The sequence below is a fragment of the Caulobacter sp. SSI4214 genome (genome assembly GCF_012184455.1).
Taxonomy (GTDB): Bacteria; Pseudomonadota; Alphaproteobacteria; order Caulobacterales; family Caulobacteraceae; genus Caulobacter; species Caulobacter vibrioides_E.
In genome coordinates, this window is sequence record NZ_SZWJ01000008.1 from 57516 (window position 1) to 73858 (window position 16343).

A 16343-nucleotide genomic window follows, 5' to 3' on the forward strand; every position below is an offset into this window, starting at 1 on the left:
ATGGGCGGGTCCATCAGGCTCAAGACAAGATGAAGCCCCCTTCGATCAAGCGTCCGACGGACAACTACAATGGCGTGGCCAAGATCGGCTACGGCATTATCGCCTTCACGTTCGTGGGTCTGCTCGGCTGGGCGGCGTTCGCGCCGCTGGACAGCGCGGTCGTGGCGCCCGGGGTCGTCTCGGCCGAGGGCAACCGCAAGACGATCCAGCACCTGGAAGGCGGAATGCTCCGCAAGATCCTCGTGCACGAGGGCGACAAGGTGAAGGCCGGACAGATCCTGTTCGAACTGGACCCCACCCAGGCCAACGCCGCCGCGGGCATCACCAAGAACCAGTACGTCGCCCTGAAGGCCATGGAAGCTCGTCTGATCGCCGAGCGCGATCAGCGGCCGACCATTAGCTTCCCCACCGAGCTGACCAGCCAGCGGGCGGACCCCATGGTCGCGCGCGCCATAGCCGACGAGCAGGCTCAGTTTGCCGAACGGCGGCAGACCATTCAGGGCCAGGTGGACCTGATGAACGCCCAGCGTGATCAGTATCAGAGCGAGGTCGATGGTATCGACCGCCAAAACCAGGGCCTGAAGGATCAGCTTGGCTATATCAATGACGAGCTGAGCGATCTGAAGAAGATCTACGATAAGGGCCTGGTTCCGAGGCCGCGTCTGCTGGCGCTGGAGCGCGAACAGGCCAACCTGTCGGGTTCGATCGGCCGCCTGTCCGCCGACCGCGCCAAGGCCGTGCAGGGCATGTCCGAGACCCAGCTGAAGATCCGCCAGATCAAGCAGCAGTTCTTCCAGGACGTCAGCCAGGCCCTGACCGAAACCCGGGTGAAGCTGGCCGAGGTGACCGAGAAGGAGGTCGTGGCCTCCGACCAGCAGCGCCGCATCAATATCGTCTCACCGGTCAGCGGCACGGCCCAGAATCTGCACTTCTTCACCGAAGGGGCCGTGGTGCGCGCCGCCGAGCCGATGGTCGACATCGCGCCCGACGACGAAGCCTTCGTGATCCAGGCCCACTTCCAGCCGACCGATGTCGACAACGTGCACGCGGGCATGACGACCGAGGTGCGCCTGCCAGCCTTCCACTCGCGCAAGATCCCGATCCTGAACGGCAAGATCCAGTCGATCTCGCGCGACCGCATCGTCGATGCGGAAGGCAAGACCTCGTACTTCCTGGGCATCGTCCGGGTGGACCTCAAGCAGCTGCCGCCCGAGTTCCGCAGCAAGGTCACCGCCGGGATGCCGGCCCAGGTGGTCGTGCCGACCGGCGAGCGAACGGTGCTGCAGTACCTGTTCCAGCCGCTGCGCGAAACGCTACGCACCACGATGCGGGAGGAATAGGGCCCAGTTCAAGGGCCTGATTTCCCAAGCTTTTCGGATTGAGGCGTCTGGCGGCCGAAATGTCGCCGACGCCGCTTTCCAATCGGCTCCAATAGTGTAGTCAAACACCTTCATTCTTACTGGAGTCGGCGACGGCGCATGACGAAGACGGCCTTGATCACCGGCATCACCGGACAGGACGGCGCCTATCTGGCCAAGCTCTTGCTGGAGAAGGGCTACACGGTCCACGGGATGCTGCGGCGCTCGGCCTCGGCCGACGTGATCGGCGATCGCCTGCGCTGGATCGGCGTCTATGACGACATCCAGTTCGAGCTGGGCGACCTGCTGGACGAGGGCGGCCTGTCGCGCCTGATGCGCCGGGTCCAGCCGGACGAAATCTACAACCTCGCCGCCCAGAGCTTCGTCGGCGCCTCTTGGGATCAGCCGCACCTGACCGGGTCGGCCACGGGCCTGGGCGTGACCAACATGCTAGAAGCGCTGCGGATGGAGTGCCCGCAGGCCCGCTTCTACCAAGCCTCGTCGTCGGAGATGTACGGTCTGGTGCAGCATCCGATCCAGTCGGAGACCACCCCGTTCTATCCGCGCTCGCCCTATGCGGTGGCCAAGCTCTATGGTCACTGGATGACGGTGAACTATCGCGAGAGCTTTGGCCTGCACGCCTCGGCTGGCATCCTGTTCAACCACGAAAGCCCGCTGCGCGGCATCGAGTTCGTGACCCGCAAGGTCACCGACGCCGTGGCGGCCATCAAGCTGGGCCAGCAAAAGACCGTCGAGCTGGGCAATCTGGACGCCAAGCGCGACTGGGGCCACGCGCGCGACTATGTCGAGGCCATGTGGCTGATGCTGCAGCAGGAAACGCCGGACGACTATGTGGTCGCCACCGGCAAGACCTGGACCGTGCGCGAGATGTGCGAGACGGCCTTCGCCAGCGTCGGCCTGAACTATCAGGACCACGTGACGATCAATCCCAAGTTCCTGCGTCCGGCCGAGGTGGACCTGCTGCTGGGCGATCCGTCGAAGGCCAAGGCCAAGCTGGGCTGGGAGCCCAAGACGACCATGCAGGACATGATCGCCGAGATGGTCGAGGCCGACATCGTCCGGCGGTCGCGCAACTGATGGGCCCGACCCTCGACATTGGGGGCGTCGTCATTATCGGCGGCGGCGGTCACGCCAAGGTGGTCATCGAGAGCCTGCGGGCCTCGGGCCAGACCGTGGCGGCGATCGTCGACGCCGATCCGACGCCGCGCGCCGTGTTGGGGGTTCCGGTGGTCGGCGACGATGCGAAGCTGGCCGAGCTGAAGGGGCGGGGGCTTTCGAAGCTCTTCGTGGCCATCGGCGATAACCGCCTGCGCCAGATCCTGGGCCGCAAGGGGTGCGACATGGGCTTTTCGCTGGTCAACGCCATCCACCCGTCGGCCGTGATCTCGCCGACCGCGACGATCGGCGAGGGCGTCGCCATCATGGCCGGCGTCGCGATCAACGCCGACAGCCGCGTCGGCGACCTGGCCATCGTCAATACCGGCGCGGTCGTGGACCACGACTGCGTGCTGGGCGCGGCCTGCCACCTGGGGCCGGCCTCGGCCTTGGCGGGGACCGTGACCATGGGAGAGCGCGCCTTCCTCGGCGTCGGCGCGCGGGCGATCCCAGGCGTGAGCATCGGAACGGATACGATCGTCGGGGCCGGCGGCGTCGTGGCGCGCGACCTCCCGGACGGCGTCCTGGCGATCGGCGTTCCGGCCAAGATCAAAGGAGACCGGCGATGAGCAGCCCGGCCAACACCCTGCCCAGGATTTCCGTCGCCGCCCCGCGGCTGGACGGCAAGGAACGCGAGTACGTTCTGGAGTGCATGGACACGACCTGGATTTCCTCGGTCGGCCGGTTCATCTCCGAGTTCGAGAAGGCGTTCGCCGCCTATTGTGGCGTCAAGCACGCCATCGCCTGCAACAACGGCACCACGGCCCTGCACCTGGCCCTGGTCGCGCTGGACATCGGTCCGGGCGACGAGGTGATCGTGCCCAGCCTGACCTATATCGCCTCGGCCAACGCGGTGACCTACTGCGGCGCGACGCCGGTGCTGATCGACAACGATCCGCGCACCTTCAATCTCGACCCGGCCAAGCTGGAGGCCCTGATCACGCCGCGCACCAAGGCGATCATGCCGGTGCACCTCTATGGCCAGATCTGCGACATGGACCCGATCCTGGAGATCGCCAAGAAGCATAACCTGCTGGTGATCGAGGACGCGGCCGAGGCGGTCGGCGCGACCTACAAGGGCAAGAAGTCGGGGGCGCTCGGAACCTGCGCGACCTTCAGCTTCTTCGGCAACAAGATCATCACCACCGGCGAGGGCGGGATGATCACGACGGACGACGACGCGCTGGCGACCAAGATGCGCCTGCTGCGCGGCCAGGGCATGGACCTGAACCGCCGCTACTGGTTCCCGGTCGTCGGCTATAATTACCGCATGACCAACATCCAGGCCGCGATCGGCCTGGCGCAGCTGGAGCGCGTCGACGCGCACCTGGACGCTCGCGAGCGGGTGGTGGCCTGGTACGACGAGAAGCTGTCGCGCCTGGGCAACCGGGTGATCAAGCCCTATGTCGCGCCGACCGGCCGTCACGTTTTCTGGATGTACACCGTGCGTCTGGGCGAGGGCCTGTCGACCTCGCGCGATCAGGTGATCAAGGATCTGGACGCCCTGGGCATCGAGAGCCGGCCGGTCTTCTATCCGATGCACGTCATGCCGCCCTACGCCCACCTCGCGACGGGCGACCTGGCCCAGGCCGAGGCCTGCGGCGCGGACGGCCTGAACCTGCCGACCCACGCGGGCCTCACCGAAGCCGACATCGACCGCGTCGTCGCCGCGCTCGACCAGGTGCTGGTCTAGCCGATGCGTATCGTCCTCCTGTCCTCGATCGTGCCGTTCATCAACGGCGGGGCGCGCTTCATCGTCGAGTGGCTCGAGGAGAAGCTCGTCGAGGCGGGCCATGAGGTCGAACGCTTCTATCTGCCGTTCGTCGACGATCCGAACGAGATCCTGCATCAGATCGCCGCCTGGCGGATGATGGACCTGACTCAGTGGTGCGATCGGGTCATCTGCTTCCGCCCGCCGGCCTATGTCGTGGACCATCCGCACAAGGTGTTGTGGTTCATCCACCACATCCGGATCTTCTATGACCTCTGGGACACGCCCTATCGCGGGATGCCGGACACGCCCGAGACCCGCGCCATCCGAGACAATCTGCGAGCCCTGGACACCCAGGCGATCAACGAGGCCAAGGCGGTGTTCACCAACTCGCGCGTGGTGGCCGACCGCCTGAAGACCTACAACAACATCGACGCCACGCCGCTGTACCCGCCGATCTACCAGCCCGAGCGCTTCAGCCACACAGGCTATGGCGATGAGATCGTCGCGATCTCGCGCCTGGAGCCGCACAAGCGTCAGGCCCTGATGATCGAGGCGATGCAGTACGTGAAGACCGGCGTGAAGCTGCGCCTGGCCGGCACGGCCTCCAGCGCCGAGTATGGTCGTCAATTGATCCAGCGGGTCCAGGACCTGGGCCTGCGCGACCGCGTGATCTTCGAGGATCGCTGGATCACCGAGGACGAGAAGGCCGAGATGCTGAAGGAGGCGCTAGCCGTCGCCTACCTGCCCAAGGACGAGGACAGCTACGGCTATCCCTCGCTGGAGGGGGCTCACGCCCGCAAGCCGATCATCACCACCACCGACAGCGGCGGGGTGCTGGAACTGGTCGAGCATGGCCGCAACGGCCTGATCAGCGAACCCGATCCGCGCGCCCTGGCCGAGCAGTTCGACCGCCTCCACGCCGACAAGCAGGGCGTGGCCAAGATGGGGACCGCGTCGCTGAATCGCCTGGCCGAACTGAAGATCGACTGGAGCACCGTCGTGGAGCGCCTGACCTCATGAAGGTGTTGGTCGTCAACAACGCCGCGCCGTTCCAGCGGGGCGGGGCCGAGGAACTGGCCGACCATCTGGTCCGCCGCCTGAACGCCACGCCCGGCGTGCAGTCCGAGTTGGTGCGCGTTCCCTTCACCTGGGAGCCGGCCGAGCGCCTGATCGAGGAGATGCTAATCTCCAAGGGCATGAGACTTTACAATGTCGATCGCGTGATCGGCCTGAAGTTCCCCGCCTATCTGATCCCGCACCCCCAGAAGGTTCTGTGGCTGCTGCACCAGTTCCGCCAGGCCTACGATCTTTCCGAAGCGGGCCAGAGCCACCTAGATTTCGACGAGACCGGGCGCGCGGTGAAGGCGGCCATCCGGGCGGCCGACAATGCGTGCTTCGCGGAGTGCCGCAGGATCTTCTGCAACTCGCCGGTCACCCAGAACCGTCTGATGAGGTTCAACGGCGTCTCGGGCGAGGTGCTGTATCCGCCGCTGAACGATGGCGAGCTGTTCACCGGCGGCGACTATGGCGACTATGTCTTCGCGGGCGGCCGTGTGGCGGCGGGCAAACGCCAGCATCTGCTGATCGAGGCCCTGGCGCTGCTGCCCAAGGGACCGCGTCTGCTCATCGCCGGCCCGCCGGAGAACGAGGCCTATGCCGACCGCCTGCGCAAGCTGGTCGAGGATCTGGACCTGAAGGACCGGGTCGAGCTTCGGTTCGGCTTCCATCCGCGCGCCGACATAGCCCGCTGGGTCAATGGCGCCCTGGCCTGCGCCTACCTGCCGTTCGACGAGGACAGCGTGGGTTATGTGACCATGGAAGCCTTCGCCGCGGCCAAGCCGATGCTGACGGTCACCGACAGCGGCGGGCTGCTGGAGATCGTCAGCGAGGACACCGGCGCGGTCGCCGAACCGACGCCACGCGCCCTGGCGGACGCGCTGGATCGTTTGACCGCCGACAGGGCGCGCGCGACCGCGCTGGGCGGCGCGGCGCGTAAGCTCTGGCGCGACAAGAATGTCACATGGGAGGAGACGGTGCGCCGTCTTCTTGATTAAGCCACAAAAGTTCGGTTGAAGCCGCCTGACGGCGGGGGCCGTTCAAGTCTGGGATATGCGAGTGCCGTTGAAAAACTTGTCCATCCGGACGTCCGTGATCGCCGTGGCGGCAGCCATGGCGGCGTGCGGCCATGCCGGACACGCGCGCGCGGAGACCCTCGCCGACGCGATCACCATCGCCTATCAGAGCAACCCCAACATCCAGGCGCAGCGCGCCGCGATGCGGGCCCTGGACGAGAACTACACCCAGGCTCGTGCGGCCTATGGGCCCCAGGCCAGCGCCACGGTGTCGGAGGACTACAACAACACCAAGGGCTATCCGACCACGAACCAGTTCACGGGCGTCGTCCGGGGCGAGCACGCGACCAGCCAGTCGAACCAGCTTTCGCTGAGCCAGGCCCTCTACACGAACGGTCGCTACGCCGCGCGGCTGGCCGGCATCGAGGCTCAGATCAAGGCCTCGCGCGAGAATCTGCGCCGGATCGAGATGGACCTGCTGGTTCGCGTCACGAACGCCTATGTTTCCGTGCGCCGCGACCGTGAGGTGCTGCGCATCAGCGAAGGGGGCGAGGCTTTCCTGCGCAAGCAACTGCAGGACACCGAGGACCGCTATAGCGTGCGTCAGGTCACCCTGACCGACGTGCAGCAGGCCAAGGCGCGTCTGGCGGCCGCCAGTACTCAGGTCGCCAACGCCCGGGCCCAGCTGAACGTCACCCTGGCCAACTATGCCTCGCTGGTGGGGCATATGCCCGACAACCTCGAGCCCGAGCCCGATATCGACGGCCTGCCGACGACCCTGGACGAGGCGTTCAACGAGGGCGAGAAATACAACCCGACGCTGCTGGCGGCGCTGTTCACCGAGCAGTCGTCGCGTCTGGGGGTCGCCGAGGCGCGGGCCCAGCGCCTGTTCTCGGTCTCGGCGCGCGCCGACTATCGCAACGCGCCCTACCTCGGCTACAGCGCCAAGCAGTTCAACCGCACCGACACCTTCACGGCCAGCATAACGCTCAGCCAGCCGCTGTTCACCGGCGGGCAGATCAACTCCGCGATCCGCCAGTCGATCGAGGAAAACAATCGCGACAAGCTGCTGATCGACGACGCGCGCCGCAACATGGTTCTCGGCATCTCACAGTACTGGGACCAGCTGGTCGCGGCGCGCCGCACGCTGAGCACGATCGAGGACGAGATGAAGGCCGACACGGTCGCCTTCTACGGCGTCCGCGAGGAAGAGCGCTTCGCCCTGCGCAGCACGATCGAGGTGCTGAACGCCCAGGCCGAACTGCAGAACGCCCAGCTGAACTTCGTCCGGGGGCGCGCCAACGAATATGTCGGCCGGGTCCAGCTGCTGTCGCAGGTGGGCACGCTGGAAGTCGGCAACCTGGCGCCGGGCGTCCAGCCTTACGATCCCACCCGTAACTTCAAGAAGGTTCGCTACAAGGGCGTGCTGCCCACGGATCTGATCGTCCAGACGCTGGACCATGTGTCCTTGCCGATGGAGCCCAAGAAGCCGAAGGCCGGCGACACCACCCCGATCCGTCCGCCGTCCAGCGAGTTGCCGAGCAAGCCGATCGCCGCCGACAAGGTCACGCCGCCGCCGTCGATCAACGACCTGCCGGCCCTGAGCGACGACGCGCCGGTTCGCACCTCGCCGAAAGGCTGAGCCTTAGCTGATCGGCAGGAGGGCGCGGGTCATCGACAGCCATGCCTGTCGGTTGAACGAGACGTGGCCGTTGCGCGTGGTCGCGGCGGCCAGCTCGGCGCGCCAGGCGTCGTCCGAGAGCATCCGCGTCAGCTTCTTCGCCGCGTCGTCTTCGTCGGCGGCGGCCCAGCGTCCCGCGCGGTAGATGGCGCCGTCGCCATCGACCGGGATCAGGGCGTAGTCGACCAACTGGCTGGACGCGGGGTCCATGAACTCGACGTTCGACGACCAGCCGGTGGCCAGGGTCGGCTTGCCCAGCCAGATCGCCTCGGCCAGCAGCAAGCCATAGCCTTCGGAGCGGTGCAGGGACAGCACTATGTCGGCGCTCGCGGTCAGGCGCGCCATGTCCTCGGCCGACAGGCTGTCGGTCATCAGCCGGATCGTCGGATCGCCCGCGACCAGCGCTTCCAGGGCCGCCATGGTCTGGGGGTGGAGATCCGCGCCGACCACCTTGCAGACCAGCAGGGCGGGCGCGCCAGAGGCGGCCTGGGCGGCCCGGAAGGCGCGTAGGCCGGCGTAGGGATTCTTGCGCTGGTCGGTCGAGCGCAGGTCGAAGGCCATCAGCGCCACGACGCGATCCTCGGGCAGGTCAAAACGCGCCCGGTCGGCGGCGGGCCGGGGATTCAGATAAAGAGGGTAGGGCGCCGGCGAGACCTTCACCCGAGGCGGGGCGATCTTGCGAAGGGCGTCGGCGGCGAAGGCCGAGGGCGCCCAGACCTCGTCGACCAGGTCGAAAGCCGGGATCCAGTCGGCCGGCGCGTCCTCCAGCTCCCAGGCCCAGTAGCCGATGTGGCGTCGCCCTCGCAGCGGTCGGCCTTGGGTCGCGCGCACCCAGCGCATCAGTTCCGGCGGATTGATGTGCGAGATGAGCACGCCCTTCTCGTCGGCCGAAGGGGGCGGAAAGCGGGCCTCCAGGGTCACGGGAAAACCGACGTCGGCCGACAGGTCCATCGCGCGCGTCGCCAGGCCGGCGTCGGCGAAGCCCCGCGCCAGCATCCGCGCGCCCTCGCCCAGGCCGTGCACGGCGCCATGGAACCCGACCACGGTGACGGGCGGGGCCGGCGCCAAGTCGCGCCGTCGGACGCGCCAATGGATGCGGGCCTCGCTCAGGGCCTCGGCGCAGGTTCTGGCCGCGAGGCCGGGCGCGGCCGCGGTCAGGTGGGCCGCTCGACGCGCCGGCGCCGGCAGCCGTCGCCATAGCGCCAGGAGTTGGGATTTCATTCGAACTACGGTCTCGGATCGGCCTTGCGAGGTCGCGCGAACCTATAACGAGTTGTCGCGCCGAAAAACCGCTCTCGACTGTTCGCGCATGACGGGAGCGCGACCATCGAGATGCGCCGCGCGGAGCGCGGGGCTCGCGGCCGCGTTCGCTTCTTCGGAGACTCTTCGCCAAGTGCTGTCGAGCACAATAAGGGATAGTGCGTAATGGAGGGTGTTTGTGTTGGAAATTGTTGTAAAGGCGCGGTCTTAGAAGGTGTTCATTCGAAAAATGAAAACTAAAATTGGGAAAATTTTATCCATACAAAACTTTGGAGACTAAAAAATATCCGAAATTTTCGCCATTTCGGAGGGAGCGCGCGCCTGATATTTCGGCTTCGGGCCCGGATTGTGGAGCTGGGGCGTGGGGTAGCGGAAGTTGCAACCCAAATTCAAGATCTAATATGGGAATCTGAGTGTGACCCCGTTGCGTCAGTCCACCAGTTAAGGTATGACGTTCTTGTCTACCCACAAGACTTCCCATTAGCCCCGCCGGAGACCGAGTCACCGGCGGGGCTTATTGCATCTGGGGATCGCTTTCGCGCCGAGGATAACGTCGCGGCGGCCCCGGTGTTCCCCAGGCCAAGCTTCCAAGACCGGTTAAATCTGCTCTTCGGGCGGTGCGTTGGGCGAGCGCGCGAAGTGCGGGCCGTGCGTCACCGGCTGACGCTCCAGGATTTCACGGACCTTGCGCACCGCGTCGGAGGCGCGGCTGCGGCGCTGGCGCCAGAGCAGCAGGCTCATCGCGCCCAATGTGGCGGCTAGGAACGGCAGCGGGCCCAGCAGCCAGACCGCCGCCGCCAGGGCGAAATAATAGGCGCGGACGCCGGCGTTGAAGGCCGACAGCGCCGGGTTGAGGATGCCGCCGGCGGCCTCGGCGTATTCGGCCAGCACCGTCTTGGGCGCCCAGGACGGCGCCGCGCCGATCGCCGCCAGGCAGTAGTTCATCTGCCGGATGGCCCAGATGAAGTCGAGCAGCCCCCGCGCCAGGGCCACGAGGACCAGACCCAGCTTGATCTGGAACATCACGGGCGTGGTCTTGGCCAGGACCCGCAGGCCCTCGATGCTGTGCAGCGACTTGTCGCCGCCGAACAGGGCGCCGGCCGTGGCCGCGATCAGGATCAGGTTGGACGAGGCGAAGAAGCTGGCGGAATTGATCGCATGGCCCAGCAACTGGCCGTCCAGCAGCGCGACTTCGCGCACCGACATCTCCTGCATCCACCGGCGGCGGATCACCGTCATGTCCGTATTCAGCGCGCCGCGCCCCTCGCCCAGACGGCGCAGGGCCGGCTCGTACAGGACCGAGCAGAGCGCGAAGACCAGGACGGCGAAGATATCGAGCAACGGCATGGGTGACATCTAGACGGATACCAAGAGTCGGAAAACGGGTGCGGCGGGCGTCGCCGTCAGTCTTCGGCGATCAGGCTATGGCGCGCCGTGTCCTTCAGCAGGATCGCGCAGACGAGGCCCACGGCCATGACGCCGGCGACATAGAGATAGAAGGCGCTCTCCATCTTTTCGTGCTTGAAGGCCAGGGCGACCATTTCGGCGGTGCCGCCGAACAGGACATTGGCCAGGGCGTAGGGCAGGGCCACGCCCAAGGCCCGAACCTCGGCGGGAAACAGTTCGGCCTTCACCACCGCGCTGATCGCGGTGTAGCAGGATTGGATCGCCACCCCGGCCAGGATCAGCGCCAGGGCCGTGGTCACCGAGCCGGCCTGGCTGATGCCGGTCATGATCGGCCAGATGCTCAAGGCGCCGCCCGCGAAGGCCAGGATCAGCATCGGCTTGCGGCCGACCACGTCCGACAGCCAGCCGGCCAGGGGCTGGAACAGCATGAAGCCCACTAGGCTAAGCGCGCTGATCTCCGAGGCCTGGCCCTTGTGGAAACCGGCCGTGTTGACCAGGAACTTCTGCATGTAGGTGGTGTAGACATAGAAGGTCAGCGATCCGCCGGCCGTCAGGCCCATGATCAGCAGGCTCTCGCGGGGATGGCGGCGGATCAACGGCGCGATCAGCGTCGCGAAGAACAGCACCAGGAACAACGCGCCCAGATACTGGCCCGGCTTGGCCAGGGGGCCATTGGTGACGCCCAGCACGCCGGCGATCACTGTCAGCAGCAGCAGGACGCCCGCCGCGGTCACCTGCGTCTTCGACAGGCTCTCCTGGCTGGACGACGGCTTGAAGGCGATGCTCTCGTCCAGGCCCCGGCGGATCCAGAAGACGATGACCGCCAGCAACGCCCCGATCAGGAATGGGATGCGCCAGGCCCAGGCCTTCAGCTCGGCCTCGCCGACGGTGCGCTGAAGCGTGATGAGCACGCCCAGGGCGATCAGCTGCCCGGCGATTAGGGTCACGTATTGGAAGCTGGACCAGAAGCCGCGACGGGCCTTGCCGGCCATCTCGCTCATATAGGTGGCGCTGGCGCCGTATTCGCCGCCGACCGAGAGGCCTTGCAGCACGCGCGCCACCAGCAGAATGGCCGGCGCCCAAAGGCCGATGGTCTTGTAGTCCGGCGTGACCGCGATGATCAGCGCGCCGCCGCACATCAGAGCCACCGAGGCGGACAAGGCCGCGCGACGGCCGGCGCGGTCGGCATAGAGGCCCATCAGCCAGGCCCCGATCGGCCGCGCCACGAAGCCCAGAAAGAACACCGCCGCCGCCTGCAGCAGCTGCACGGTCTGGTCGCCCTTGGGGAAGAAGGCGGGGGCGAAATAGAGGGTGAAGGCCGCGTAGGCGAACCAGTCGTACCACTCGACCAGATTACCGGCCGACCCGCCCAGGATCGCCTTGGCCCGCGCCCACGGCGAAAGCCGTCCAGGCGCGATGTCGGCGTTCGCCGTCATGTATAGTCCCCTCCCACTCCCAGGAGGGGACTTTAGGCGAACGCCGTCATGGAGCAAGCGCGGGCGTGGAAAGCGGCCGCGACACCCGCCCCGTTTCGGATCTTAGATCCGTCCCAGCAGTACCAGAACGATGATGATCACCAGGATCAGGCCCAAGCCGCCGCTGGGGTAATAGCCCCACGAACGGCTGTGGCCCCACGTGGGCAGAGCGCCGACCAGAGCCAGGATCAGGATGATGATGAGGATCGTGCCGAGCATGGTCCGAAAGGTCCCTCGAGCCCGCGTCCGCCACCACGGCGACGCTGGGGTCTGGCCTTCGGAATACGTGGACGGACGCGTCGGTTCCGCGCCGTTTGGTTCCCGTCAGCTAGGGGCGTCCTCGGCCTTTTTCATGCGGATGGCCCACAAAGCGCCGATCACGCCGCCCTTGACCCGGGGCAGCAGCAGCAGGGTCAGGGCGGCCAAGGGGATCAAGGTCACCGGCGCGACGATGAACGGCGAGGCCTGCCAGATCCAAGGCAGGAACAGCAGCGGGGCCACGAACAGGTGGCCGACCAGCAGGATGGTGAAATAGGCCGGGCCGTCATCGGCCGGATATTCGCCCAAGTGGTGGCCGCAGGCCTCGCACTCCGGATCGACCTTCAGATAGCGCATGTACAGCCGCCCCTGGCCGCAGTTAGGGCAACGGTGCAGCAGGCCCCGTTTGAGGCCGGTGAGCATGGGGGACGCGGGGGCGGGCTCGGACATGGGGCTCATATGCGCCTTAGGGCGCGGCGAGAAAAGGGCGACGCGCCGTCGCACGGCGACGATTTGTCCTGACGCGCCAAAGTGTCCCGAGCGAATTTCGAACGAATGATCTCGGGCAATACAGGAAGACCCTTGTTCGATGGCCGCTGATACAAGCTTTGGTCAATTGTAATACTGACACATGAGCTTGAGAACTTCTGGCCAAGCCGTCTTCCGTCAAGGAACCCCGTGAAAACGGCGACGTTGATCGGAAAGAAGCAGGAGGTTGGCCATGGCCGAGACGCGATCGACCCCGGGAGGCCCCTCGAAAGCGCCCGCTCCGGAACGGAGGGGCGCTTCGAAGGCCGAGCATGAGGTGCGTCATGCGACCGACGCCGCCGTCGCGCCGCACGAAAAGCGGGCGATCGGCGCGGAAACCTCACGCGAGGAAGACGCCTAACGCCTTTAGTGCTTGGCGTCGCGGGCGGCGCCGCTGACGGCCTTGCCGGCGGACGACACGTCGCGACCCATGCCTTCAACGGTGTTGCAGGCCGAAACCAGCAGGGCGGCCGCGGCGGCGGCCAGGACGACGATCTTGCGCATGGTGATATAGCTCCAACTCAATGGCCGGACCTTAGCCATGGGCCGCGCCGAGCTTCAAGAACGCCGGCGCGTTTTCGTGACCTGAAAACCCTTGGCGCTATCGGATCCGGCGAACCGAGCTATAGCGATCGTTCTGCTTGTTGGGCAGCACGGGCATGTCGTAGCTGTAGCGCCAGCAGCGGCCCTGGAAGTAGGCGTGCTCGCACATTTCCCACTCGCCTCGGAAGATCTTGAACGACGAGACGCGGTCGTTGAAGCCCAGACGGACGAGGTCGGGAATGTCGCCGCGGATCGGACGGGCCTCGCCGCCGAAATCGCGGTGCTCGAACAGCACGAGATCGGGCCCGCCGCCCCAGCGGTCTCCACCCCAGCGGTCGTCGCGTCGGTCGTCCCGGCGCTCCCAGCGGCGATCATCCCGGTACTCATAGCGATCCTGCGCCGAAACGGCGGTGGCCGCGCCCAGGGCGGTCAGCGCCGCGCAGGCGATCAGGGCAAGGGTCTTGCGCATGGTCTTGCTCTCCTACTTCGCGCGACGAAGCGCTCGAAAGAGCGGTTCGATCCCGAGCCCCGGCGCGGCCGAAGCCAGGATCTTCCGCGTCGTCGCGTTCCCCACCAGAATGGCGTCGAAGCCAAGCTAAACGCCCCTGGCCTGAACGCCACCTGAATGAGACGGCCTTAGCGCCCCGGTCGGTAGTCGGCCTTCACGTGCCCCTTCAACTGGTCCTCGGTGAACCAGACCGGCTTGGTCTTCATCGCGACGAACAGCGGCGTCTGGTCGGCGTAGTGGGGCGACTTGGCGTCCAGGGTGGCCGAGCCGAACTGGTGGATGCTTTCGGAGTGGAGCAGGCCGGCCTTGTCCCAGGTTACGAACATGATGAAGGTGTCGCCGCCCTCGGCCGTGGTCGTGCCGTCCTTTTCGGGGCGCCCCCAGACCGAGCGATAGGTGTCGGCGGCGCCGTCGATCGGCAGGTTCACGTCCCCGCGCCGGATGCGGTTGACCTCGCCCCATTCGGGATCGAGGCGGCCGAAGTGCGTCTTCAACTGCTTGATCGCCGCGCGCAGGCTGTCGATCGGGGCGGGGCCCTGGTCGCCGTTGGAGCGGGCGAAGAGCACCGGCTGGCTCATCAGCGCCGCCAGCGCCGCGCCGCGGTCGTGGACGTCGGCCTTCTTGTCCCAGGCCCGCAGGATCTTCTGGGCCTGGGCGAGATCGGCGTCGCCCTTCGGATCGATCGCCGTGACCTCGCGGACCATGTCCATGACGCTGGAGCGGTCGCTGAACGCGATGTCGAACTTATGCGCCCGGAAACTGGCGTCGGTGATCGCGTGGTCGGTCCCGAAGGTCTCCAGCGCCCGCCAGGCCCGGTTGGTCATGTTGGTCTGCAGGCCCATCGTGGCGGGAAAATCTTCGGGCTTGAGGTTGTCGGCGTCCTCGCTGGCGCGGAATGGGGTGTTGTTGGAGTTGAAGACCAGGCCCGACTTCGGATTCCACAGTTGCGGCGTCTTCTCGACCGGCAGATAGCCTTGCCAGATCAGGTCCGAGCGGTCGCCCGGCAGGATCCCCGACCAGTCGGCCTGGACCGCGCGGTTCGGGTACTGGCCGTTATGCACGAAGCCGATGTTTCCGGCCTTGTCGGCATAGACGTAGTTGAGGCTGGGAATGGCGTGGGTGGCGATGGCGGCGCGCCACTCGGCCAGGTCGCGGGCATGGTTCAGCCGCCAGTACTGCACCGGCTGGCGCCACTCGCCCATGCCGGCGTAGCGGATGGCGAAGACGCCGTGATCGGTCTCCAGAACCGGCCCGTGGACCGAGCGCAACACCGCCTTCCTGACGGGCAGGACGATCGGGCCGAACAGCTTCACGCGCAGGGTCACATAGCGCCTGTCGAAGTCCTTCCACTGGCCGTCGAGGCGGTACTGGTTCTTGTTCGCCGGGTTGATGGTCAGGCGATAGATGTCGACCAGATCGGGCTTGGACACCGTGTTGGCCCAGCCCAGGTCGGCGTTGTGGCCGTGCAGCATGAACGGCGAGCCGGGGAAGAAGCCGCCGGCCACGTGCCAGCCTTCGCCGCTCTCGACCACCGCCTCGTACCAGGCCACGGGGCCGGTATAGGGCTGGTGCGAATTGACCAGCAGCCGCGTGGCGCCGTCGGCGCTGCGCGAGGGCGCGGTCGCCAGGCCGTTGGAGCCCTTGGCCGGCGGCGGCGGAGCCCCGGGCGTCGTCAGGCGCTTCAGCTCGCCGTCCAGGCCGTAGAAGAACGGTTGCTTGAAGACGAAGCCGGCCTCGATGTCTCGGCCGGTCAGCGGCAGCAGGCCCGCCTTGACCTTGTCCGGGTGCTGGGCGGCATAGACGTTCACGCCGTCGGCATAGGCCTCCATCACCTTGCGCAGCGGGGCTGGCAGGTCGCCGTAATGGGCGTTGGTCGTCGGCCAGACGTCCAGCAGGGCGGTGACGTAGTCGGTCGGCGCGGCGTCCTTGCCCTTGTCGCGCGCCAGCACGCCGCGCGTGGCCAGCACGACGTCCTGCAGGGTGCCGAAGTCGTCCTCGCTCTGGGCGTAGCCGAGGCCGAAGGCCGCGTCGGCGTCGGTCTTGCCCAGTACGTGCGGCACGCCCCAGTCGTCGCGGCGGACATGGACGTCATAGGCCTTGGCCCGGTCGAGAAGCGTCTGGCGGTCGGGGGCCTTGGGCAGGCTCAGGCGATCGATGACGATCAGCGACACCGCCGCCAAGACGACGAGCGCGACCAGCGCGCCGATCCCTCGCAGGACCCACTTCATCCCAAGCCTCCCGACCGTTCTTTCGTTGCCGGCGATCATGCGGGGCGGCTGGGCGCGAGGAAAGGGTCGGTTTCGACGAATGCTCGCCGAAACTCACGAGAACGTCGTTCGACCGTCGCCAAGGGCCTGCTACGA

The 16343-nt window shown here is 66.7% G+C and carries 16 protein-coding genes; 8 read left to right on the plus strand and 8 right to left on the minus strand.

The genetic code is table 11. The features are described from left to right. The first annotated feature begins 29 nt into the window (after nt 1-29). The 7 genes from FCU40_RS04125 to FCU40_RS04155 all read left to right on the plus strand — a co-directional run bounded on the left by FCU40_RS04125 (nt 30) and on the right by FCU40_RS04155 (nt 7962). Entirely contained in the window at nt 30-1340 is a 1311-nt protein-coding gene (locus tag FCU40_RS04125; RefSeq protein WP_168073076.1) for an HlyD family type I secretion periplasmic adaptor subunit, read from the plus strand. Nucleotides 1341-1478: 138 nt separating this feature from the next. Then, entirely contained in the window at nt 1479-2456 is a 978-nt protein-coding gene (gene gmd / locus FCU40_RS04130; RefSeq protein WP_004623982.1) for a GDP-mannose 4,6-dehydratase, read from the plus strand. Further along, entirely contained in the window at nt 2456-3103 is a 648-nt protein-coding gene (locus tag FCU40_RS04135) for an acetyltransferase (protein WP_168073077.1), read from the plus strand. The genes gmd and FCU40_RS04135 overlap by 1 nt, the downstream gene beginning before the upstream one ends. Then, nucleotides 3100-4227: a DegT/DnrJ/EryC1/StrS family aminotransferase gene (locus FCU40_RS04140; RefSeq protein WP_168073078.1), complete on the plus strand. Its 1128-nt coding sequence runs from the start codon at nt 3100-3102 to the stop codon at nt 4225-4227. The genes FCU40_RS04135 and FCU40_RS04140 overlap by 4 nt, the downstream gene beginning before the upstream one ends. Nucleotides 4228-4230: 3 nt before the next feature. Then, nucleotides 4231-5268 carry a glycosyltransferase family 4 protein gene (locus FCU40_RS04145; RefSeq protein WP_168073079.1) on the plus strand — a complete coding sequence of 346 codons (1038 nt, stop codon included), beginning with the start codon at nt 4231-4233 and terminating at the stop codon, nt 5266-5268. Beyond that, nucleotides 5265-6302: a glycosyltransferase family 4 protein gene (locus FCU40_RS04150; protein WP_004623977.1), complete on the plus strand. Its 1038-nt coding sequence runs from the start codon at nt 5265-5267 to the stop codon at nt 6300-6302. Before FCU40_RS04145 ends, FCU40_RS04150 begins: the two co-directional genes overlap by 4 nt. Nucleotides 6303-6357: 55 nt before the next feature. Next, a complete protein-coding gene (locus FCU40_RS04155) occupies nt 6358-7962 on the plus strand; it encodes a TolC family outer membrane protein (RefSeq protein ID WP_168073080.1) in 1605 nt (534 codons plus the stop codon). Between the two features lie 3 nt (nt 7963-7965). Here the strand turns inward: FCU40_RS04155 and FCU40_RS04160 are convergent, their stop codons facing one another. The 5 genes from FCU40_RS04160 to FCU40_RS04180 all read right to left on the minus strand — a co-directional run bounded on the left by FCU40_RS04160 (nt 7966) and on the right by FCU40_RS04180 (nt 12860). Next, the gene (locus FCU40_RS04160) at nt 7966-9222 is read right to left on the minus strand and encodes a glycosyltransferase family 4 protein (protein WP_168073081.1); all 1257 of its coding nucleotides are present in this window, start codon (nt 9220-9222) and stop codon (nt 7966-7968) included. 636 nt (nt 9223-9858) lie between these two features. Continuing rightward, complete coding sequence (locus tag FCU40_RS04165) at nt 9859-10608, minus strand: DUF599 family protein (protein WP_168073082.1); 750 nt, start codon at nt 10606-10608, stop codon at nt 9859-9861. A gap of 56 nt (nt 10609-10664) precedes the next feature. Next, entirely contained in the window at nt 10665-12104 is a 1440-nt protein-coding gene (locus tag FCU40_RS04170; protein ID WP_168073083.1) for an MFS transporter, read from the minus strand. 102 nt (nt 12105-12206) lie between these two features. Next, nucleotides 12207-12362, minus strand: coding sequence for a DUF3309 family protein (locus FCU40_RS04175; protein ID WP_004623972.1), 156 nt, complete (start codon nt 12360-12362; stop codon nt 12207-12209). Nucleotides 12363-12467: 105 nt separating this feature from the next. Further along, nucleotides 12468-12860, minus strand: a complete 393-nt coding sequence (locus FCU40_RS04180) for a DUF983 domain-containing protein (protein ID WP_168073085.1) — start codon at nt 12858-12860, stop codon at nt 12468-12470. Between the two features lie 262 nt (nt 12861-13122). On the opposite strand from FCU40_RS04180, the gene FCU40_RS04185 reads away from it, so the two are divergent. Beyond that, nucleotides 13123-13290, plus strand: coding sequence for a hypothetical protein (locus FCU40_RS04185; RefSeq protein WP_004623970.1), 168 nt, complete (start codon nt 13123-13125; stop codon nt 13288-13290). Between the two features lie 5 nt (nt 13291-13295). Here the strand turns inward: FCU40_RS04185 and FCU40_RS04190 are convergent, their stop codons facing one another. The 3 genes from FCU40_RS04190 to FCU40_RS04200 form a co-directional block, all read right to left on the minus strand. After that, entirely contained in the window at nt 13296-13433 is a 138-nt protein-coding gene (locus FCU40_RS04190; protein WP_004623969.1) for an entericidin A/B family lipoprotein, read from the minus strand. A gap of 97 nt (nt 13434-13530) precedes the next feature. Next, entirely contained in the window at nt 13531-13941 is a 411-nt protein-coding gene (locus tag FCU40_RS04195; protein WP_168073087.1) for a beta/gamma crystallin-related protein, read from the minus strand. A gap of 167 nt (nt 13942-14108) precedes the next feature. Next, a complete protein-coding gene (locus tag FCU40_RS04200; RefSeq protein WP_168073089.1) occupies nt 14109-16208 on the minus strand; it encodes an acylase in 2100 nt (699 codons plus the stop codon). Nucleotides 16209-16343: the final 135 nt, after the last annotated feature.